Raw genomic sequence first — 19,101 nt, forward strand, 5'->3', positions numbered from 1 at the left:
GGAGTACACACAGCCTCCGTTCAGAGGTGCCATGGTCACGTGCTCACCCAGTAGTGTCACTGCTGCGTGACAAGTTGACAGCGAGGAGTCACTATGACGATCGCTGCTGGTCATCCGGACCTGTCGTTCGCCGACACCGTGCCAGCCGACCGGGACGAACTGGTCGGCCTGCTGGCCACCGGACCGTTTCCGGACGCCTTGCGCGCCGCGATCAAGACCAGCCGGTTGAGTCTGGACCGCATCCAGCACCGGCTCGGGCTGCGCGGCATCACCATCAGCGTCGCCACTCTCAGCTACTGGCAGTCCGGCCGCAGACGCCCGGAACGCCCGGAGTCGCTTGAGGCACTGCGCCACCTGGAGGCCGTGCTCGGTGTGCCGCCGAGCTCGCTGACGGCGCTGCTGGGGCCGCCACGGCCGCGGGGTCGCCGCAGCCGGCCGACCCGGGTGCTGCCGATCGACGCGCTGTGGTCCCGTCGCGAGCGGCTGGCCACGCTGCTGAACCGGGTCGACACCAGCTCCGACTGCCGGCTCGGCCGGCTCAGCCAGCACGACCGCATCGAGATCGCCCCCGACGGCGGCCAGCGTTCCCTGTGGGTGCGCCAGGTGCTGCGCGCGGAGCAGGACGGCGCGGACCGCTGGGTGATGGTCTACGACGCCGAGTCGGGCCCGGGTGTGATCCCCGAGCTGGCCAACCTGAGCAACTGCCGGGTCGGCCGGACCGCGGTGGACGAGGAGTCCAGCATCCTGGTGGCCGAGCTGGTCTTCGACCGCACGCTGGCCCGCGGCGACACCGTGATCATGGAGTACCAGCTCAACCACACCGGTCCGCAGTTCCCGGCCAGCGGCAACGCCTACTGCCGCAAGTTCCGGCTGCCGGTGCGGGAGTACGTGATCGAGGTCCGCTTCGACCAGTCGCGGCTGCCGGCCCGCTGCCAGCAGTACGCCGTGCCGGCCGGCGAGGAGGGTCCCTCGCGTCGCCGCAACCTCACGCTCGACCCGTCCGGCGGGGTGCACTCGGTCGCCCTGGGCTTCGGCCCCGGCGTGTTCGGCATCCGCTGGGACTGGCCCAGCCGCTAGGCAAGCCTCGGAACGACCCGTCGCCGGATCCCGGCGGCGGGTTTTTTCGGGCGCCGGCCCTGGTACTAAATTAGGAATAATTATTGACACCGCCGGTCCCACCCCGGCAACCTTCGTCCCGGCAGCAGCGTTGCCGCCAGGAACGAGGGAATCGATGTTCTTACGCAGACTCACGCTCGCCTGCGCGATCACATTGGGCGTCGGCTCGCTGGCGGTCCCGACGGCCACCGCGGAGCCCGAGCACCCGCAGCCGAGCGCGCCGGCGGTGGCCCCCACCCCGTACATGGGCTGGAACACCTATTTCGGCGTCGGGCGCCCGACCGAGGACAACGTGCACGGCGTCGCCGACTTCCTGGTGTCGAGCGGCCTGGCCAAGGCCGGCTACGACATCGTGTGGCTGGACGGCGGTTGGCAGGCCGACGGCACTCCCCGGGACAGCAAGGGCAACCTGGTCGTCGACCCGGCGCGCTGGCCGCACGGCCTGGACAACCTGGTCAAGTACCTCCACGGGCTCGGCCTCAAGGCCGGCATCTACACCGACGCCGGCGCCTACGACGGCAAGAACTGCGGCCTGGGCAGCGGCGGCGGCTACTACCAGCGCGACGCCGACCAGTTCGCCACATGGGGCTTCGACGCCGTCAAGATCGACTTCCTGTGCGGGCTGGCCCAGAAGCTCGACCCGGCGGTCGTCTTCCCGCAGTTCGCCCAGGCCGTGGCCACCAGTGGCCGCAAGATGATCCTCAACCTGTGCGACCCGGTGACCGGCGAGTGGGGCGTGCCCGACTGGCCATCGACCCGCCAGGCCGGCTACGCCTACACCTGGGGCCCGGGCAACGCGACCTCCTGGCGCACCGACACCGACGTGGCCTTCGGCAACGCGACCCAGGGCGAGTGGCCGGCGGTCGTGCGCAACATGGACGACAACGCGGCGCACCCGGAAGCGCAGAGCCCCGGTCACTACAACGACCCGGACTACCTGATCCCGATGCGTCCCTTCCCCACCGGCGGCACGGAGCTGACCGAGGAGGAGTCCACCACGCAGTTCGTGATGTGGGCCGAGATGGCGTCGCCGCTGATCATCGGGTCGGACCCGCGCACGCTGCCCCAGTCGATGCTGAACACGATGAAGAACCCCGAGATCCTCGCCGTGGACCAGGATCCGCTGGCCATCCAGGGCGTGCGGATCGCGGACTCCGGCGGCGGCAACGTGTACAGCAAGGTGTTGTCGGGCAAGGGAAACCGGGCGGTGGTGCTGTTCAACCGCGGCACGACGCCCTCGGACATGACGGTCGACTTCGCCAAGGCCGGCCTCAGCGGCGCCGTGAAGGTGCGTGACCTGCGGGCCCGTGCCGACAAGGGCACGGCCACCGGTTCCTACACCGCGACCGTGCCCGCGCACGGCACCGTGATGCTGAAGCTGTCCGGCGCCGACCTGACCGCCGGCAACGACCTCGGCGGCAATGCCAGCGACAGCCCGGCCCTGGTCCGCTTCGACGACACGCACGCGTACACCTTCGTGCGCGACGCCTCCGGCCAGCTCGCCGAGAGCACGGTCGGCAGCGGCAAGTGGGCCAAGCTCGGCGGCCCGACCCACGACCAGATCGTCGGCCAGCCCGCGGCCTACGCCTCCGGCTCCGACCGGGTCGACGTTTTCGTGCGGGGCACCGACAACGCGGCGTACCAGCGCACGTTCCAGAACGGGCACTGGGGCAGCTGGATCAAGCTCGGCGGCAACCTGAGCGACTCCCCCACCGTCGCGTTCACCTCGCCCACGCAGTGGACCCTGGTGGCCCGCGGCGCGGACGGCAAGGTGTGGCAGCGCGGCAGCGGCGGCTACGGCGCCTGGACCTCGCTGGGCTCGCCGAGCGACAAGCCGATCTACGGCCGTCCCAGCGCGGTCGCCGACGCCAACGGCACGCACATCGTGGTGCGGGCCTTCGACGACAGCGTCTGGCTGTGGGAGCAGGGCACCGGCTGGACCGGCCTGGGCGGCGTGATCAGCACCTCGCCGACGCTGCTGGCCACCTCCGGTCGGCTGTACCTGTTCGCCCGAGCCAGTGACTACACGCTGTGGCAGCGCAACTTCACCGACGGGTCGTGGGGAGGATGGTTCCCCCGCGGCGAATACGCCAGCAACGCCATCGTCGGCGCCCTCGGTGTCGCCGCCGGCGCGAACGGCTCGGCGTGGGTGGCCGTCCGCGGTGTGGACGACCACGTGCACCAGACCGTGCTGTGACGAGGAGTTCTGTTGTCTGAACGGATTGCTGTCGTGACGGGGGCCGCGTCCGGTATCGGCGCGGCCACCGCCCGGCGGCTCACCGCGGACGGTTACCGGGTGGTCGGCGTGGACATCGCCCACGGCCCCGAGGTCGCCGTCCGCGGCGACGTCAGCGCGCAGGCGACCTGGGATCTCGCCGCCGAGGCCGCCGCCGGGCCGGTGGACGCGTTGGTGAGCAACGCCTTCACCGTCGTCGTGAAGCCGCTGCACGAGCAGACGCCGGCCGAGTGGTCGCGTCAGATCGACGTCAACCTGACCGCTGCCTACCTTGCCGCGCACCAGTTCCTGCCCTCGCTGCGGCAGCGGCGCGGGGCGATCGTGCTGGTGTCCTCGGTGCACGCCCGGGCCGGGCTGCCCGGGCATCCGGCGTACGCCGCGAGCAAGGGCGCGCTGGTGTCGCTGGGCCGGCAGCTGGCCGTGGAGTACGCCCCGGAGGTGCGGGTGAACACCGTGCTGCCGGGGCCGGTGCTGACCGGGGCGTGGGACCGAGTGTCCGAAGAGGACCGCTTGCGCAGCCAGGATTCCACGCCGCTGCGCCGGCTCGGCGACCCGGCCGAGGTGGCGTCGGTGATCGCGTTCCTGCTGTCGGCGGAGGCCTCCTTCGTCACCGGCGCCGACATCGCCGTCGACGGCGGCTGGACCGTCCACAAGGACTCAGCATAACGATCCCCCCGCTTGGAAGGGGGCTTTCCTCCACTCGGAGTGGAGGAAAGCCCCCTTCCAAGCACAAAGGTCGATGCCGGGCATGCCAGCGGCCCGATGTATCCATAATTAATGATTTGAAGTACAGTGAGCGACGACCGGCGACCAGGCGTGAGGCGGGGGCTTGTGAAGATCACTGACATCGAGACGTTCCTCGTGCCGCCGCGCTGGCTGTTCCTGAAGGTCAGCACGGACGAAGGGGTCGTCGGCTGGGGCGAGCCGGTGGTGGAGGGCCGCGCCGAGACCGTGCGGGCCGCCGTGCGGGAGATGGCCGACCTGGTGCGCGGGCAGGACCCGCTGCGCATCGAGGAGCACTGGCAGATGTTGCGCCGCAGCGGTTTCTACCGCGGCGGGCCGGTGCTGTCCAGCGCGCTGGCCGGCTACGACCAGGCCCTGTGGGACATCGCCGGCAAGGTGCGGGGCGTGCCGGTGCACGAGCTGCTCGGCGGCCCGGTGCGCGACCGGATCCGGGTCTACTCCTGGGTCGGCGGCGACCGTCCACAAGGGATTCGCGAGGCGGTGCGGGGGCAGGTGGACCGCGGCTTCACCGCCGTGAAGATGAACGCCTGCGGCCCGATGGACGCCATCGCCACCCCGGCCGACGTCGACGGCGTGCTCGAACGAGCCCACGAGGCCCGGGACGTGCTCGGCCCCGACCGCGGGCTGGCCATCGACTTCCACGGCCGCGTCTCGCCGGCGATGGCCAAGCGTCTGCTGCCCCGGCTGGAGGAGGTGCAGCCGCTGTTCGTCGAGGAGCCGATCCTGCCGGAGTTACCGGCTTCGGTCCTCAAGTCCGTTGTGGATAGTTCCCCGGTGCCCATCGCCACCGGCGAGCGGCTGTACTCGCGCTGGGAGTTCAAACCGGTGCTGGACGCCGGCATCGCCGTGGCCCAGCCCGATCCCTCGCACGCCGGCGGCATCTCCGAGCTGCGCCGCATCGCCTCGCTGGCCGAGATCTACGGGGCCAGCATCGCCCCGCACTGCCCGCTGGGGCCGATCTCGCTGGCGGCCAGCGTGCAGGTCGCCTTCGCCACGCCGAACTTCCTGATCCAGGAACAGAGTCTGAACCTGCACTACAACGCCGGCAGCGAACTGACCGGGTATCTTGCCGACACCAGCCCGTTCGCCTTCGTCGACGGGCAGCTGGCCCGGCCGACCGGGGCCGGACTCGGCATCGAGATCGACGAGGACGCCGTGCGCCGGGCCGCCGAGGCCGGGCACGCGTGGCGGTCGCCGGTGTGGCGGCACGAGGACGGGAGCCTGGCGGAATGGTGACTTTCGGAAGTGTGCTGCGGGAGACCCGCCTGGTCGGCATCGTCCGCGGCGACGGCGTCGGTCCCACCCGCGACGCCGTCCATGTCCTGTTCGAGTCGGGCGTGCGGCTGGTCGAGGTCTCGCTGACCGGGCCCGGGGCGCTGGAGGCCATCTCCTCGGCCAAGGTCCCCGACGGCTGCTGGCTCGGGGCCGGCACCGTGCGCACCACCTCCGACGCCTCGGCCGCGATCGCCGCCGGCGCCACCTTCGCCGTCAGCCCCGCGCTGTCCCCGTCGGTCGCCGCCTGCGTGTACGCCGGCCTGCCCATCCTGGCCGGCTCCTTCACCCCCACCGAGATCGAGACCGCCCTGTCGCTGGGGGTCGAGGCCGTCAAGCTCTTCCCCGCCTCCGCCGGCGGCCCCGCCTACCTTTCCGCGCTGCGCCAACCGTTCCCGGACGTCCCCTTCGTGCCGGTCGGCGGCGTCGGCGTGGCCGAGGCCGAGGCCTACCTGGCGGCCGGGGCCATCGCCGTCGGCGTCGGCTCGCCGCTCGTCGGCGACGCCGCCTCCGGCGGCGACCTCACCGCCCTGGCCGCCCGCGCGGCCCGTTTCGTGGAGCTGGCCGGGTCATAGGGCCTCGACCAACAGGAGGGCGGCGCACACGCAGGCCACCAGTAAGGTGATCAACCGCGTCAGCAGCACCTGGTGCTCGGCGGCGCCCGCGGGCAGCACGAGGCGGGGTCTGATGGCGCCGACCAGCGCGATCACCAGCACGGCGGCCGGGGTCGTGCAGGAGTGGGTGCCGAGCCTCGCTGGCTCAACACGTAGCCCAGCAGCGCACCGACGAGGAGCTTCGCGAGGTCCAACAGGACGTCCACACCGTCACCTCGTCGCCAGGTAGAACCCCAGCGCCGTCACCGACGGCCCGTCCGGCACCTGACCCGAGGTCATCAGCTTCGGCACCTCGGCCAGCGGCACCCATTCGACCCGGTCCGCTTCGCCGGCTTCGGGCTCCCCGACCAGCGTCGCCCCGGTCGCGACGAAGACGCGGTAGATCTGCGAGCTGATGCCGGCCATCGGCGCATAGGTGGTCAGCAGCTCCACCGCGGACACTCGATACCCCGTCTCCTCCAGCACCTCGCGGCTGGCTGCCTCCACAGGGTCCTCGCCCTCGTCCGACCACCCCGCCGGGATTTCCCAGCCCCAGCGGTCGATGGCGAAACGGTGACGCCACAACAACAAGACGCGGTCGTTGTCGACGACCACCGTCCCGACGGACGCACGGGGGAAGCGCAGCACGTGGTGTTCGAACCGCGGGCCGCCTGGCACCTCGACGTCGTCCAAGTCGACGTTGACCCAGGGCGACTCGTACATCCTGCGCGAGCCGTGGGTGATCCAGAGGGACGAGTCAGCCACGGGGCAGCTCCTTGAAATGCGCGTCGAGGTCGGTCACCGCGCCCGTCGTGCGCCAGGGCGCGAGCTGGGCATGAAGTCCGCGGGCCCGGTCGACGATCGGCCCGACCAAGGAGCCGGCGGCCGACCGCAGCGCGCCCATCGTCAGCCGTGCCGCTTCCTCGGGCTCGCGCTCGACGATGCGGCATTCCGCCAGATCCAGCGTGATCAGTGCTCGCCCCTTCGCGTCAGTCAGCGCCCGTCGGTCGAGCGCCGCGTCCAGCAGCGGCACGGCGTGCGCGGTGTCGCCGAGGGCCAGGTAGACGGTCCCGGCGACGCCGTTCAGCCGCGGACCGTCGAAGAAGTCCGTGCCCGACGCGGGCTGTCCGCCGCTGCCGAGCACGGCGTACGCCCGGTCCAGCGCCCGCAGGCTGCCCTCGCGATCGCCGGTCATCGCCTCAGCGCAGACCTGCGATCCACGCCCGCCTCCGATAGCTGGACCGCGCGGCGGCAAGGTCTTCGGCGCGGGCAAGCAGCTCGCCGGCCACAGCGTGATGGCCGGCGAAGAACGGGCCGACCGAGCGCGCGGCCAGCACCCACGCCGCCAGGTCGGGGTCGCCAGCCTCTTGAGCGGCCTGCTCGCCGAGGTCGAAGAAGTCCGACGAGGTCGTCGACCGCCCGAGGTCCAGCCAGAGGTTCCCCGACAGACCGGCGAGCACCCCGAGCAGGACGACGGACCTGCGGCGCTCCCACAGGTTCTGCGGCTGGGCCAGGGCGTCGTGAAGCCGGCGGAGCTGCGCGGACACCAGCGGCAGCAGCTCGTCCGGCGGGGTCGTCGGATAACGCGCGGCGTAGCTCAAGATGGTCCGCTCCATGTGCTCCAAAGCGGCGCCGGAAATCGCCGAGCGGGTCAGGACGTCGGTCAGCTTCCACGGCTCCATGGCCTCGACGGCGGGACCGAGCGCACTCGTCGCCGCAGACGCGAGCTGGCCGGATGGCGCGAATCCGAGCTCTGCGTCCGAGCTGGCATTGAGAACCGCGCGGAGTGCGGCCCGGTAGTGCGCGGCTGGCCACTTCACCGTGCCGTTTTCCCATTTCGCAATCAGCCGAGGGTCGAGGTCGTAACGGGTCCTCGTGGTGTCCCACAGCCACCGCATGATCGCCTTCGCCAACTCCGGCCGGGACATCCCCTCGCTCGGGATCACGCGCGACGGCGTGGACTCCCGACGCGTGCGCAGCAGGTGGTTGGGCTCGGCCATGTGTACATCGTGGCCGCCGAAGCCATGTGACGCGAGGTGCCGGTCCGGCGCACGTCGATTTGATCACCAATGACCCCGATTGCCCCCTCTGGTGACATCTCGTCGGTGTGCCGGCCAGCCCGATGGTTGTGACATGCCCGGGGAATCAGAAAAGGTCTTCACCAGCTGGCTGACCAGCACGGATCGCATCGACCACGCGGTGACCGACGAGGCCTTCGCCGCCCAGTCGCCGGAGCCCGAGGCGGTCTGTGGCGCGGTGATCACACTCGCGCCGATGGAAGCGCCGCCCGGCCCGTGCTGCGCGCGATGCGTCGCCTTTCTCAACGCCCGCGAGTCGCTGCGCACCCTGGAGCAGCGGATCCAGCCGCATCGGCATCGACGACCGTCGTGGTTCGCGCGGGTGCTCCATGTCGGCGGCGATGCTGCGTGACCGAGCAGGAGCAGGCGGCCAATCGTGCCCAGGTCCATCTCCAGTTCTGTCTGGGCTTCTTGAGCATCGGCGACTGGTCTTCGGCCAACGACTACCTCGTGGACGTCGAGAAGCGAGACGGCCGCTCGATGTACCAGTCGGTCTGCGACATGATCGCGCTGGAGCTGAGGATCGCGCCGAAGGAACTGCGGTGACTCCTCCCCGTCTCCGCGGCCTGCGCCGCGCTGAGCTGAACGACGCGCAGGTCGCGGAGCTGCTCGCCGCTGCTGGCGACCGCGAACGCGAGGCCCTGGAGCGACGACGCGCTCAGGCTGCTCAGGTCTTTTTGTGGATTCAACAAGGACCTGTTCCAGCACTTCAGGGCGTGCATTCATTCACAGTCCACGTTATAAATAGCGGCATACAACCCGCCTACTATATTCAGATCAAATGGCGCCAGGGAAGCGCGCCATGGCATTCGGAAGGATCTGACGTAAACGAGTTTTCACAGCTCATGCCGCGACCGGTATTCGCTGGCGGCGGCGCGAAGGCGGTGAGCTGACCGAACTGCCGCCGCCCGCGCGGCCCGTTTCGTGGAGCTGGCCGGGTCATAGGGCCTCGACCAACAGGAGGGCGGCGCACACGCAGGCCACCAGTAAGGTGATCAGCCGGGTGAGCAGCACCTGGTGCTCGGCGGCGCCGGCGGGCAGCACGAGGCGGGGTCTGATGGCGCCGACCAGCGCGATCACCAGCACGGCGGCCAGTGCCACGAGCACGACGGTGTGCGGCTCCATAGCGGTCCACCGTAACGGGTCAGCCGCCCATAGCGGGACATATCCCCCTATTTCGGACCGGCGGCGTCGACCAGGGCCTGGAGCAGGCGCTGCGGGTCCTCGGCGATGCGGTTGCAGACGTAGAGCCACCACTCGGTGCCGAACACGATGTACTCCCGGGTGGGATGGCCGAGGGCGGCCATCTCGGCCAGCCGGTCGGGGCCGAGGCCCAGCAGCGTCTCGAACTCCCACGGGGCGTCGGGGCGGGCGTCGAGGCCCTTGGCGATCGTGCGGATGAGGTCCCAGTCGTGCGTGGCGTACGAGCACAGATGCCCGCTGAGCTGCTCCGCGTAGCGCAGGTAGGCCTCGGCCAGCTCCGGGGCCTCACGCGGCCAGGCGATGGCCTCAGGCTCCAGGAAGGCCCCCTTCACGAGCCGGATGCGACCGGGCCGGTCGAGCAGCCGCGGCAGGTCCTGGGCGGTGCGGTGCAGTCGCGCCTGCACGGTCACGCCGACGTGCTCGAACTGCTCGCACAGTCGCCCGTGCACGGCCAGCACCGCGTCGGTGCGGGACGAGCCCTCGGCCGAGATCACCATCTCCCGACCGGTGTCGGCGGTGGCCCGGGCGATGCGGACGGCGTTGTCCAGGGCCAGATCCGGGTCGATGGCCAGGCCGATGTGGGACAGGTCAAGGGAGAGCGAGCAGCCGGCCGGCAACTGCGTTGCCGCGTCGAGGAAAACCTGCGTCTCCGCCACCGCGAGCTCGGCGTCCCGGCAGCTCTCCCCCATGTACTCCACGTTCACCCGATGCCCCGCCGCCTGGATCTCGGCCGCCCGCGGCAGCGCGTCGGCCAGCCGATCACCGGCCACGTAGCGCCGGGCCACCCGCCGCACCAGCGGCCCCAGCACCAGATCCTCGGGGACACGCCACTTCAGGTCCTCGTCGAGGGCCAGCGTGCGCAGCACCTGCGCGGCCTGCGCCGATACGTCGGTCATGTCCCGATCCTGCCAGCGCGGCCGGCCGGCACGGCTCGCCGTGGGCAATCACTGCCCGGAGATGCGAAGCCCGGTCGCGGAGTCAGTTCCCGGAAATCCGGCGCAGGTCCTCGCTGGCCTTGTCGACCAGGGCCCGCATGGCCTGCTCCGCGCCCTCGGCGTCGCGGCCGCGGATGGCGTCGAGGACCTTGCGGTGGCTGGGCACGGGATCGTCGGCCGGGTCGGCGTTGTGCACGACCTGGTCGCGCATGGCCAGGCCGCTGGCGATGACCCGCTCCATCTGCACGACGAGCTGGTTGTGGGTGGCGCCGAGCAGGGCCCGGTGGAAGTCGAGGTCGGCGTCGACGAGCCGGCCGGGGTTGCCGGCGGCCTCGGCCATGCGGGTCAGGGCGGCGTCGAGGTCGGCCAGGTCGGCGTCGGTGGCCCGCTGGGCGGCGAGCTTGGCCGCCGCCGGCTCGACGATGGAGCGGACCTCGGCCAGGTGCTCCAGCAGGTCGGGGTCGGGCGGTCCGGCCGAGCGCCAGCGCAGCACGTCCCCGTCGAGCATGTTCCAGCCGCTGCGGGGCTGCACGAAGGTGCCGCGCTTCTGCCGGGCGTCGATGATGCCCTTGGCCGCCAACACCTTCAGCGCCTCGCGCAGCGCCGTGAGGCTGACGTCGAGCTCCTCCCGCAGCGCCAGCAGGTCCAGGGTGGCGCCCTCCGGGATCTCGCCGGACAGGATGCGCCGGGCCAGCGCCTCGACGGTCTGCCCGTGCACGCCCCTGAGCTGGTAACCGGCCAACGAGCCCCTCCCCCACCGTGTGTGAAGTCGACACAGTATCGCCCAGCCACCGGAGATACTAATTTAGTAATATATCTTGACACCGCCGCCGCGCCGCTGCAACCTCACTGTCACTTCCCACCTCACGTGAACGGACAGGGGTCGCTGATGACCACCACGGGCTTCTCACGGCGCAGTTTCCTGGCCGGACTCGGCGCCGTAGGCGCGGCCACCGCCCTCGGTGGCTGCGTGACCTCGACCGGCAGCGGCGCCGGCGGCGGGTCGGCCACCGGCCCGGTGACCGTGCAGTCCAACCTCTCCGCCCCGTCGGCGAAGCAGGCCATGCAGGCCCTCATCGACGCGTTCAACGCCAAGGGCGGCTCGCAGGCCAGCCTGAACACGGTGGCCTCGGAGACCTTCCGCACCCAGCTGCCGTCCTACCTGACCTCGTCCACCCCGCCGGACGTGATGACCTGGTACGCCGGCTCGGTGGCCCGCTCCTACGCCGACAAGGGCCTGCTGCTCGACGTCAGCGACGTGTGGAACGGCGTCACCGGCTACAGCGACGCCCTCAAGCAGATCAGCACCGACAACGGCAAGCAGATCTTCGTCCCCACCAGCTACTACTTCTGGGGCCTGTTCTACCGCAAGTCCAACTTCGCCAAGTGGGGCGTGTCCGAGCCGACCACCTGGGCCGAGTTCCTCCAGGCCTGCGAGACCATCAAGGGCAAGGGCGTCACCCCGATCGGCCTGGGCGCGGACAACTCCACGCCGTGGGTGGCCTCGGGCTGGTTCGACTACCTCAACATCCGCATCAACGGCGCGAACTACCACCGGGAACTGTTGGCCGGCAAGCACTCCTTCGCCGACCCGCAGGTGCACAAGGTGTTCGACCAGTGGAAGACGGCGCTGCCCTACTTCGACCCCAAGGGCACGGCACTGTCCTTTCAGGACGCCACCACGAACCTGCTGCAGGGCCGCACCGGCATGATGCTGATCGGCACGTTCCTGTTGGACACCACGCCCAAGGAGGACGTGGACGACATCGGGTTCTTCCGGTTCCCGGTGATCGACCCGTCGGTGCCGCTGGCCGAGGAGGCGCCGACCGACGGCTTCTTCGCCAGCTCCCGCACCAAGCGCACCGCGCAGACCAAGGAGTTCCTGAAGTACCTGACCACGGTCGAGGCCCAGGAGGCGTACCTGAAGTCGTCGTCGGGCAGTTCGCTGCCGGCCAACCCGGCGGCCAAGGACGCCGGCACCGCCCTGATCACCAAGGGCAAGCAGATGCTGAACAAGGCGGCCGACCTGACCCAGTTCTTCAACCGCGACTCCAGCGACGCCCTGCAACCCACCGCCGACACGGCGCTGATCAAGTTCATCCAGCACCCGGAGCAAGTGGACTCCATCCTCACCGAGTGGCAGACCAACGCGAAGAAGATCTGGACCGCCTGACATGACCGCCACCCTCACGGCGCCGGCCGTGGCCCCGCCCTCGCCGGCGGGGCCGCGCCGCCGGCGCCGCGCCCTGTCCCCGACGCTGCTGGCGTTCGTGCTGGTGCCGTTGCTGGTCGAGTCGTTCTGGGTGTTCTGGCCGGCCATCCAGGGCGTGTACCTGTCGTTCACCAGCTGGGACGGCGTCTCGCCGGCGGAGATCGTCGGCTTCGGCAACTACGCCGAGCTGTTCAGCGACCCGACCTTCGGCAAGGCCTTGCTGGACACGGTGTTGTGGCTGGTGCTGTTCGGCGGCCTGTCGGCGCTGGGCGGCCTGGGCATGGCGCTGCTGCTGCTCAAGGACCGCAAGGGCGTCGGCTTCTACCGGGCCGCGCTGTTCACGCCGGTGGTGTTCTCGCTGGTCGCCACCGCGCTGATCTGGCAGGCCATCTACCAGCCCGACGGCCTGGTCAACACCGTTCTGGGCGCGCTGGGCCTGGACAGCTGGCAGCACTCGTGGCTGGCCGACGCCAACACCTCGCTGTACGCGGTGATCGTGCCGGCGCTGTGGCGGCAGATCGGCTACGTGATGGTGCTGTATCTGGCCGGCCTCAAGGGGATCGACCCCACGCTGTACGAAGCGGCCACTGTGGACGGAGCCACCAGGTGGCAGCAGTTCACGAAGATCACGCTGCCCCAGCTGAGCAGCGTCAACTCGGTGGTGCTGTCGGTGATCATCATCGACTCGCTGCGCTCGTTCGACGTCGTGTGGGCGCTGACCCGCGGCGGCCCCTACCACTCATCGGAACTGCTGAGCACCTACATGTACTCCACCGCCTTCCAGTCGCTGCGCCTGGGCTACGCCTCCGCGCTCGCCGTGGTGATCTTCGTGCTGGCCTTCGGGGTCATCCTCACCTACCTGGTCCGCGCGTTCCGGGACGCCGACGCATGAGCGAGCTCGCGAGCCAATCATTGGACACAGCGCGTCCGCGAACGCGGACACCGAGCGCTAGCGAGGTGCCGCAGTGAGCCGCGCGAAAGCCTGGAAGACCGGCGGTTTCCACCTCGTGGCCGGCGGCATCTCGCTGCTGTGGCTGCTGCCCATCCTGCTGGTGATCGTGACCAGCCTGCGCACCTTCGACGACCTGGCGGCCAACGGCGTCGGGGCCCTGCCGCACTCGTTCACGCTGGACAACTTCGCCCAGGCGTGGGTGGACGGCGGCGAGTTCCAGGCCATGGTCAACAGCCTCATCGTCACCATCCCGGCCGTGGTGGTCACCCTGGCCCTTGGCGCGATCTCGGCGTTCGCGCTGAGCCGCTACGACCTGCCGTTGCGGCGGACCGTGCTGCTGGTGATGCTGGCCGGAAACCTGCTGCCGCCGCAGATCCTGCTGGTCCCGGTGTCGAAGATGGCCGAGATGCTGGGCATCTACGACACCCTGACCGCGCTGATCGGCGTGCAGATCGGTTTCGGGCTCGGCTTCTACACCTTCGTGCTGTACGGCTTCATGCGGGCCATCCCCGGCGAGATCCAGCAGGCCGCGGTGATCGACGGCGCCTCGCCGTCGCAGATCTTCTGGCGGATCATCCTGCCGCTGACCCGGCCGGCGCTGGCCTCGCTGGCCGCGCTGGCCTTCACCTGGGTGTTCAACGACCTGCTGTGGTCGATCACGGTGATCCGCACCGACACCAAGATGCCCATCACCTCCGCCCTGCTGGGCCTGCAAGGACAGTTCGTGTCGCAGTGGAACGTCATCGCCGCCGGCTCAGTGATCGCCGCCATTCCCACCGTCGCGGTCTTCCTCCGCTTCCAGCGGCACTTCGTGGCCGGGCTCGCTTTGGGGGCGGTCAAGTGACGGAGTGGACTCTGCGGCTCGCGACCACCACCTACACCGTTGGCCTGCCGGAACATCGGCGTTGGGCCGAGTTGCGTTCGTGGGGCCCGGCCGGCGTCGAGGAGGGGCCCTCGCCGCTGGCCAACGTGGGCCGCACACCGTACCTGACCGAGGCCGACGGGGCGCCGGTGGAGTACGCCCCGTTCGGCCTGCGGCCGTTCTCCGGGGCCGATCTGGTGGCCGGACCCGTTGGCGCGGCTCGGGAATCGTGGTGGACGTTCGACTCGGCCTCGGCCAAGCAGACGTCGTTGCGGCTGACCTTCGCCGACCCGCTGAGCGGCCTGCGGACGGATCTGCACTACGAGGTCGTGCCGGGCACCGATGTGCTGCTGCGCTGGACCGAGCTGACCAACACCGGCTCCACGCCGATCCGGTTGGAGCGCTTCGACTCCGCCGGCTTCTGCCTTCCGGTCGACACCGCCCGACTGTCGTTCCTGAGTGGACGGTGGGCCCAGGAGTTCCAGCTGCGGCAACTGGTGCTGCCGGCCGGGCGGTTCGAGATCGGCAGCCGGCAGGGCGTCGCCGGGCAGGGGTACTCCCCCTGGCTGGCCGTGCAGGACGACTCCGCGCCCGACGGCCCGACGTGGGGATTCTCGTTGGCGTGGCCCGGTTCCTGGCGGATCGACGCCGACATCGAGCTGAGCGGCTCCTGCCGGGTGCGGGTCGGCCGCCAGCCGCACGAGTCGGCGGTGCTGCTGGCGCCGGGGGCCTCGCTGGAGACGCCGCAGGTCGCCGCCGCCTACAGCTCTCGCGGCCTCAACGGCCTGGCTCAGGCCTGGCACGCCTACGAGCGCCAGATCTCGCGCGGCGGCCGGCGGGTGCTCTACAACTCCTGGGAGGCAACGGAGTTCGCCGTCGACGCGGCCGGCCAGCTGGAGCTGGCCAAGGTGGCCGCCGACCTCGGCGCGGAGCTGTTCGTGGTGGACGACGGCTGGTTCGTCGGCCGGCCCGACGACACCGGCGGCCTCGGCGACTGGACGCCCGACCCGGCCAAGTTCCCGCAGGGCTTCGGCGCCTTCGTCGAGGACGTGCGGGCGCTGGGCCTGGAGTTCGGGCTGTGGGTGGAGCCGGAGTCGGTCAGCCCGAAGTCCCGGCTGTACGCTGAGCATCCCGACTGGGTCTATCATCTCGACGGCCGCGAGCCGACCCTGATCCGCAACCAGCTGCTGCTGGATCTGGGCCGGGAGGACGTCTTCGAGTTCGTGCTGTCCACTTTGGACGGCCTGTTGACCGAGTACCCGATCCGATACCTCAAGTGGGACATGAACCGGCCGCCGACCGAACGCGGCCGCCCCGGCGCGGGCGAGCCGGAGTCGCTGGATCTCGACGGCGCCCATGCCCGCAACTACCTGCGGGTCCTCGACCACCTGCGGGCCGCGCACCCCGACGTGGCCATCGAGGGCTGCGCCGGCGGTGGGGCGCGGGTCGAGCTGGCGACCATCGCCCGCACCGATGTGGTGTGGCCCAGCGACAACACCGCCCCGCTGGACCGACTGTCCATTCAGTACGGTTTCCTGCATGCCCACGCCCCGCACGTGATGAGCTCGTGGGTCACCGACGCGCCCGGCATGTTCGATCCCCGGCCGCGCTCGCTGCGGTTCCGGTTCGTGCTGGCCATGGCCGGCGCGCTGGGCATCGGCGCGGACATCCGGTCGTGGACCGGCGACCAACGAGCCGAGGCCGCTCGGTGTGTGGCGCAGTACAAGGAACTCCGGGAATTCCTGCGCTCGGCGACGGTGACGATGATCGGCACCCCCGCCGATCCCACGTTCGCCCTCCAGTACACCGGCCCCGACCAGGTCGTCGTGCTGGCCTGGAACACCGGCCCCCTGGACGGCGCCCCGGCGCTTTCGGCCCGGCAGCCCCGGATCCGACTGTCCGATTTGGACCCAACGGCTCGCTACGGCCGGTACACCGGCGCCCACCTGATGTCGGCCGGCCTGCCGGTGAGCTGGGAGTCGACCGACGCCGACGTGATCGTGCTGGAGCGGTCTTGACCATCACCTTCGGCCCCTCGTCCGGCCGCGTCCTGCAGGCCTGCGTGCGCGGCCGCGACGCGTTCTGGGTCGCGCCGACCGACTGGACCGGCGGGCCGGTCGACTGGAACCTCGGCGGCGACCGGCTGTGGCTGGGCCCGGAGCGGAACTGGTTCTGGCGCGGCACGGCCCGGGACGACCTGGCCAACCACACCGTGCCGGCCGAGATCGATCCCGGCAACTGGGACGCCGTGCACCAGTCCACCGACGGGCTCGACATGGTGCTCACCGCCACCCTGGTCGACCGCGACACCGGCGCCGAGACCAGCGTCGTCGTCGAGCGGCACGTCACCGTGCACGCCGACACCCGCTATGTCGCCGAGTACGAGACCGAAACCGTCCTGCACGTCCAAAGTGGACAGCCGGTCGACGCCTGGTCCGTGGTCCAGGTCCCTCTCGGCGGCCGCCTGGAGATCGGTGTCACCGGCGGGTTCTCGTTCCGCGACCACCTTCCCGAGCCCGTCGACCCCGACCGCTTCACGGTGTCGCGCGGGATCGCCGCCATCGACCTGCACGGCCGGCACATGACCAAGTTCGGCGTCACCTCCGACGTCGCCACCGGCCTGCTGCGCTACACCCGGCCGGGACTGGTGATGGAACGCCACATCGACGTCCGGCCCGGGGGCGTCTACCTCGACGGGCCGTACCAGGAGACCGGCGACGTCATCCAGGTCTTCGAGGACGACGGCCACTACGGCGGCTACGCCGAACTCGAACACCACAGCGTCGCCGCCGGCCCGGGTGAGACCGTCGTCGACCGCTGCCGCACGGTGATCCGCGCGACATAACGGGCAGCTCCGCCACCCGGAGGCCGCATCCCCCGTCCGGGGATGCGGCTTCCTCGTTTTATGACCTGCGACACGCGAATTGACCTGCGATAACCCCGCTGCGTGACCGGTCGAGCGGCGACCATCACCCGTTTGCCGGATGGCCACTCGGCCAACCGCCGCCTAGTAATTAGTTTACAAATACAACATCTCTACGTAATGAGGCGGTCACGAGATGTGCGGGATCACCGGCTGGGTGGCGTTCCGGCGCGACCTGCGACAGGAGCAACGGGAACTGGACAGGATGACGGCGACGATGGCCTGCCGCGGGCCGGACGCGTCGGGCACCTGGTTCGCGCCGCACGCGGCGCTGGGGCACCGCCGGCTCGCCGTCATCGACCTGCCCGGCGGCGCGCAGCCGATGACCGTCGACACCCCGGACGGCCCGGTCACGATGGTCTACTCCGGCGAGGCCTACAACTTCACCGAGCTGCGCGACGAGCTGCGGGCCCGCGGCGCGCGGTTCACCACCGACTCGGACACCGAGGTCGTGCTGCGCGGCTACCTGGAGTGGGGCGAGTCGCTGGTCGACCGGCTCAACGGCATGTACGCCTTCGCCATCTGGGACTCGCGCACCGAGAAACTGATCATGATCCGCGACCGGATGGGCATCAAACCCTTCTACTACACCGAAACCGACGACGGCGTGCTGTTCGGCTCGGAGCCCAAGGCGATCCTGGCCAACAGCATGGTCGAGCGGGTCGTGACCCTGGACGGGCTGCGTGAGCTCTACGCGTTCGCCAAGACGCCCGGCCACGCCATCTGGGACGGGATGCGCGAGCTGCGTCCCGGCCACCTCGCCGTCGTCGACCGGACCGGCCTGCGCGAGACCTGCTACTGGCGGCTGGAAGCCAGCGAGCACACCGACAGCCAGCAGGAGACCGTCGCGCACGTGCGGGAGCTGCTCGACGACATCATCCGCCGCCAGCTCGTCGCCGACGTGCCGCGCTGCACGCTGCTGTCCGGCGGCCTCGACTCCTCGGCCATGACCGCCATCGCCGCCGCGCAGCTCCAGGACAACGGCGAGGTCGTGCGCAGTTTCGCGGTGGACTTCGCCAACCAGGCCGAGAACTTCCGGGCCGAGGACATCGCCCCCGAGCTGGACACGCCGTACGTGCACGCGGTCGCCGAGCACATCGTCTGCGAGCACCGGGACATCGTGCTGGACGGCTCGGCGATGGCCGACCCGTCGGTCCGCGCGGCCGCGGTCGGCGCCCGCGACTTCCCGATCGGCATCGGCGACCGCGACAACTCGCTCTACCTGCTGTTCAAGGCGATCCGCGACGAGTCGACGGTCGCGCTGTCGGGCGAGTCGGCCGACGAGGTCTTCGGCGGCTACCCGTGGTTCCACGACGAGCGGCGTCTGGTCGACACGTTCCCGTGGCTGTCGGCCACCAAGTCCTCGATCAGCCCGGTCGGGCTGATGAACCCGGAGCTGGCCGGCCGGCTCGACGTCGAGGGCTACCGGGCCGACCACTACCGGACGGCGCTGGCCGAGGTGCCGCACAAGGACGGGGAAACCGGTCTGGAGCACCGGATGCGCGAGGTCTGCTACCTGCACCTGACCCGCATGGTGCAGACCCTGCTGGACCGCAAGGACCGCATGTCCATGGCGGTCGGGCTGGAGGTCCGCGTGCCGTTCTGCGACCACCGCCTGGTCCAGTACGTCTTCAACACCCCGTGGTCGCTCAAGACCTACGACGGCCGGGAGAAGAGCATCCTGCGCGGCGCCACCCGCGACGTCCTCCCGGCCTCCGTGGCCGACCGCAAGAAGAGCGGCTACCCGGGCAGCTTCGACCCGGCGTACCTGGCGGCGATCCAGGCCCACGCCCGCGACCTCGTGTCGGCCGGCCACTCGGTCCTGGAGTTCTACGACCGCGACGCGATCCTGGAGGCCTGCGCGGCCTCGGTGGCGTCGATCTCCACCGTCCAGCGGTCCGGCCTGGAACGCTTCCTCGACGTCAGCGTCTGGCTGGACCTGCACAATCCCACGCTCAAGCTGACCTGAGCCGGC

General features: G+C 70.5%; 21 protein-coding genes. 14 read left to right on the forward strand and 7 right to left on the reverse strand.

Features of this window, described 5'->3' with window-relative positions; translation table 11 throughout:
• The first annotated feature begins 93 nt into the window (after nucleotides 1-93).
• From ACIG5F_RS14990 to ACIG5F_RS15010, 5 genes are all read left to right on the forward strand, one after another.
• Nucleotides 94-1,077 carry a helix-turn-helix domain-containing protein gene (locus tag ACIG5F_RS14990; protein WP_396518249.1) on the forward strand — a complete coding sequence of 328 codons (984 nt, stop codon included), beginning with the start codon at nucleotides 94-96 and terminating at the stop codon, nucleotides 1,075-1,077.
• Between the two features lie 154 nt (nucleotides 1,078-1,231).
• A complete protein-coding gene (locus ACIG5F_RS14995; RefSeq protein WP_396518250.1) occupies nucleotides 1,232-3,313 on the forward strand; it encodes a hypothetical protein in 2,082 nt (693 codons plus the stop codon).
• 12 nt (nucleotides 3,314-3,325) lie between these two features.
• The gene (locus ACIG5F_RS15000) at nucleotides 3,326-4,018 is read left to right on the forward strand and encodes an SDR family NAD(P)-dependent oxidoreductase (protein WP_396518251.1); all 693 of its coding nucleotides are present in this window, start codon (nucleotides 3,326-3,328) and stop codon (nucleotides 4,016-4,018) included.
• Between the two features lie 165 nt (nucleotides 4,019-4,183).
• A complete protein-coding gene (gene dgoD, locus ACIG5F_RS15005) occupies nucleotides 4,184-5,332 on the forward strand; it encodes a galactonate dehydratase (protein ID WP_396518252.1) in 1,149 nt (382 codons plus the stop codon).
• On the forward strand, nucleotides 5,326-5,943 hold the full coding sequence (locus ACIG5F_RS15010; protein WP_396518253.1) for a bifunctional 4-hydroxy-2-oxoglutarate aldolase/2-dehydro-3-deoxy-phosphogluconate aldolase: 618 nt from the start codon (nucleotides 5,326-5,328) through the stop codon (nucleotides 5,941-5,943). The genes dgoD and ACIG5F_RS15010 overlap by 7 nt, the downstream gene beginning before the upstream one ends.
• Here ACIG5F_RS15010 and ACIG5F_RS15015 read toward each other — a convergent pair.
• From ACIG5F_RS15015 to ACIG5F_RS15030, 4 genes are all read right to left on the reverse strand, one after another.
• A complete protein-coding gene (locus tag ACIG5F_RS15015) occupies nucleotides 5,938-6,084 on the reverse strand; it encodes a hypothetical protein (protein WP_396518254.1) in 147 nt (48 codons plus the stop codon). The two genes, ACIG5F_RS15010 and ACIG5F_RS15015, sit on opposite strands and share 6 nt — an antisense overlap.
• Nucleotides 6,085-6,192: 108 nt before the next feature.
• Entirely contained in the window at nucleotides 6,193-6,726 is a 534-nt protein-coding gene (locus ACIG5F_RS15020) for an NUDIX hydrolase (protein WP_396518255.1), read from the reverse strand.
• Complete coding sequence (locus ACIG5F_RS15025; protein WP_396518256.1) at nucleotides 6,719-7,156, reverse strand: hypothetical protein; 438 nt, start codon at nucleotides 7,154-7,156, stop codon at nucleotides 6,719-6,721. The genes ACIG5F_RS15020 and ACIG5F_RS15025 overlap by 8 nt, the downstream gene beginning before the upstream one ends.
• A 4-nt stretch (nucleotides 7,157-7,160) precedes the next feature.
• A complete protein-coding gene (locus ACIG5F_RS15030; protein WP_396518257.1) occupies nucleotides 7,161-7,961 on the reverse strand; it encodes a hypothetical protein in 801 nt (266 codons plus the stop codon).
• A gap of 133 nt (nucleotides 7,962-8,094) precedes the next feature.
• On the opposite strand from ACIG5F_RS15030, the gene ACIG5F_RS15035 reads away from it, so the two are divergent.
• The 3 genes from ACIG5F_RS15035 to ACIG5F_RS15045 are packed head-to-tail and all read left to right on the forward strand — an operon-like array spanning nucleotide 8,095 to nucleotide 8,932.
• Nucleotides 8,095-8,391 (forward strand): hypothetical protein, encoded by a 297-nt coding sequence (locus ACIG5F_RS15035; RefSeq protein ID WP_396518258.1) that lies wholly within the window; start codon nucleotides 8,095-8,097, stop codon nucleotides 8,389-8,391.
• Nucleotides 8,388-8,585 (forward strand): hypothetical protein, encoded by a 198-nt coding sequence (locus ACIG5F_RS15040; RefSeq protein ID WP_396518259.1) that lies wholly within the window; start codon nucleotides 8,388-8,390, stop codon nucleotides 8,583-8,585. Before ACIG5F_RS15035 ends, ACIG5F_RS15040 begins: the two co-directional genes overlap by 4 nt.
• Nucleotides 8,582-8,932 carry a hypothetical protein gene (locus ACIG5F_RS15045; protein ID WP_396518260.1) on the forward strand — a complete coding sequence of 117 codons (351 nt, stop codon included), beginning with the start codon at nucleotides 8,582-8,584 and terminating at the stop codon, nucleotides 8,930-8,932. Before ACIG5F_RS15040 ends, ACIG5F_RS15045 begins: the two co-directional genes overlap by 4 nt.
• A 46-nt stretch (nucleotides 8,933-8,978) precedes the next feature.
• Here the strand turns inward: ACIG5F_RS15045 and ACIG5F_RS15050 are convergent, their stop codons facing one another.
• From ACIG5F_RS15050 to ACIG5F_RS15060, 3 genes are all read right to left on the reverse strand, one after another.
• Nucleotides 8,979-9,164, reverse strand: coding sequence for a hypothetical protein (locus ACIG5F_RS15050; protein ID WP_396518261.1), 186 nt, complete (start codon nucleotides 9,162-9,164; stop codon nucleotides 8,979-8,981).
• Nucleotides 9,165-9,211: 47 nt separating this feature from the next.
• A complete protein-coding gene (locus ACIG5F_RS15055) occupies nucleotides 9,212-10,138 on the reverse strand; it encodes a proline dehydrogenase family protein (RefSeq protein WP_396518262.1) in 927 nt (308 codons plus the stop codon).
• A gap of 82 nt (nucleotides 10,139-10,220) precedes the next feature.
• Complete coding sequence (locus ACIG5F_RS15060) at nucleotides 10,221-10,919, reverse strand: FadR/GntR family transcriptional regulator (RefSeq protein ID WP_396518263.1); 699 nt, start codon at nucleotides 10,917-10,919, stop codon at nucleotides 10,221-10,223.
• A gap of 147 nt (nucleotides 10,920-11,066) precedes the next feature.
• On the opposite strand from ACIG5F_RS15060, the gene ACIG5F_RS15065 reads away from it, so the two are divergent.
• The 6 genes from ACIG5F_RS15065 to asnB all read left to right on the forward strand — a co-directional run bounded on the left by ACIG5F_RS15065 (nucleotide 11,067) and on the right by asnB (nucleotide 19,095).
• Nucleotides 11,067-12,350 carry an ABC transporter substrate-binding protein gene (locus ACIG5F_RS15065; RefSeq protein ID WP_396518264.1) on the forward strand — a complete coding sequence of 428 codons (1,284 nt, stop codon included), beginning with the start codon at nucleotides 11,067-11,069 and terminating at the stop codon, nucleotides 12,348-12,350.
• 1 nt (nucleotide 12,351) lies between these two features.
• The gene (locus ACIG5F_RS15070) at nucleotides 12,352-13,281 is read left to right on the forward strand and encodes a carbohydrate ABC transporter permease (RefSeq protein ID WP_396518265.1); all 930 of its coding nucleotides are present in this window, start codon (nucleotides 12,352-12,354) and stop codon (nucleotides 13,279-13,281) included.
• Nucleotides 13,282-13,354: 73 nt separating this feature from the next.
• Nucleotides 13,355-14,185: a carbohydrate ABC transporter permease gene (locus tag ACIG5F_RS15075; protein ID WP_396518266.1), complete on the forward strand. Its 831-nt coding sequence runs from the start codon at nucleotides 13,355-13,357 to the stop codon at nucleotides 14,183-14,185.
• The gene (locus tag ACIG5F_RS15080; protein ID WP_396518267.1) at nucleotides 14,182-16,221 is read left to right on the forward strand and encodes an alpha-galactosidase; all 2,040 of its coding nucleotides are present in this window, start codon (nucleotides 14,182-14,184) and stop codon (nucleotides 16,219-16,221) included. Before ACIG5F_RS15075 ends, ACIG5F_RS15080 begins: the two co-directional genes overlap by 4 nt.
• Nucleotides 16,218-17,048 (forward strand): hypothetical protein, encoded by an 831-nt coding sequence (locus ACIG5F_RS15085; protein ID WP_396518268.1) that lies wholly within the window; start codon nucleotides 16,218-16,220, stop codon nucleotides 17,046-17,048. Before ACIG5F_RS15080 ends, ACIG5F_RS15085 begins: the two co-directional genes overlap by 4 nt.
• Nucleotides 17,049-17,262: 214 nt before the next feature.
• Nucleotides 17,263-19,095, forward strand: coding sequence for an asparagine synthase (glutamine-hydrolyzing) (asnB, locus tag ACIG5F_RS15090; RefSeq protein ID WP_396518269.1), 1,833 nt, complete (start codon nucleotides 17,263-17,265; stop codon nucleotides 19,093-19,095).
• Nucleotides 19,096-19,101 lie beyond the last annotated feature (6 nt).

The organism is Kutzneria sp. NPDC052558 (assembly GCF_044547355.1).
Classification (GTDB): Bacteria; Actinomycetota; Actinomycetes; order Mycobacteriales; family Pseudonocardiaceae; genus Kutzneria.